A 1,546-nucleotide genomic window follows, 5' to 3' on the forward strand; every position below is an offset into this window, starting at 1 on the left:
TCCTGACTGACCGATAGTGAACCAGTACCGTGAGGGAAAGGCGAAAAGAACCCCGGCGAGGGGAGTGAAAAAGAACCTGAAACCGTGTACGTACAAGCAGTGGGAGCACGCTTAGGCGTGTGACTGCGTACCTTTTGTATAATGGGTCAGCGACTTATATTCTGTAGCAAGGTTAACCGAATAGGGGAGCCGAAGGGAAACCGAGTCTTAACTGGGCGTTAAGTTGCAGGGTATAGACCCGAAACCCGGTGATCTAGCCATGGGCAGGTTGAAGGTTGGGTAACACTAACTGGAGGACCGAACCGACTAATGTTGAAAAATTAGCGGATGACTTGTGGCTGGGGGTGAAAGGCCAATCAAACTCCGTGATAGCTGGTTCTCCCCGAAATCTATTTAGGTAGCGCCTCGTGAATTCATCTCCGGGGGTAGAGCACTGTTTCGGCAAGGGGGTCATCCCGACTTACCAACCCGATGCAAACTGCGAATACCGGAGAATGTTATCACGGGAGACACACGGCGGGTGCTAACGTCCGTCGTGAAGAGGGAAACAACCCAGACCGCCAGCTAAGGTCCCAAAGTCATGGTTAAGTGGGAAACGATGTGGGAAGGCCCAGACAGCCAGGATGTTGGCTTAGAAGCAGCCATCATTTAAAGAAAGCGTAATAGCTCACTGGTCGAGTCGGCCTGCGCGGAAGATGTAACGGGGCTAAACCATGCACCGAAGCTGCGGCAGCGACGCTTATGCGTTGTTGGGTAGGGGAGCGTTCTGTAAGCCTGCGAAGGTGTGCTGTGAGGCATGCTGGAGGTATCAGAAGTGCGAATGCTGACATAAGTAACGATAAAGCGGGTGAAAAGCCCGCTCGCCGGAAGACCAAGGGTTCCTGCCCAACGTTAATCGGGGCAGGGTGAGTCGACCCCTAAGGCGAGGCCGAAAGGCGTAGTCGATGGGAAACAGGTTAATATTCCTGTACTTGGTGTTACTGCGAAGGGGGGACGGAGAAGGCTATGTTGGCCGGGCGACGGTTGTCCCGGTTTAAGCGTGTAGGCTGGTTTTCCAGGCAAATCCGGAAAATCAAGGCTGAGGCGTGATGACGAGGCACTACGGTGCTGAAGCAACAAATGCCCTGCTTCCAGGAAAAGCCTCTAAGCATCAGGTAACATCAAATCGTACCCTAAACCGACTCAGGTGGTCAGGTAGAGAATACTAAGGCGCTTGAGAGAACTCGGGTGAAGGAACTAGGCAAAATGGTGCCGTAACTTCGGGAGAAGGCACGCTGATATGTAGGTGAGGTCCCTCGCGGATGGAGCTGAAATCAGTCGAAGATACCAGCTGGCTGCAACTGTTTATTAAAAACACAGCACTGTGCAAACACGAAAGTGGACGTATACGGTGTGACGCCTGCCCGGTGCCGGAAGGTTAATTGATGGGGTTAGCGCAAGCGAAGCTCTTGATCGAAGCGCCAGTAAACGGCGGTGGTAACTATAACCATCCTAAGGTAGCGAAATTCCTTGTCGGGTAAGTTCCGACCTGCACGAATGGCGTAAC

The 1,546-nt window shown here is 52.8% G+C and carries 1 rRNA gene; it reads left to right on the forward strand.

Annotation, left to right across the window (positions count from 1 at the left end):
- Positions 1–1,546 (forward strand): 23S ribosomal RNA (locus ACFFRH_RS44140); the annotation flags it as partial.

Origin of the sequence: Streptosporangium vulgare (assembly GCF_042428775.1) — a bacterium.
Lineage (GTDB): Bacteria > Actinomycetota > Actinomycetes > Streptosporangiales > Streptosporangiaceae > Streptosporangium > Streptosporangium vulgare.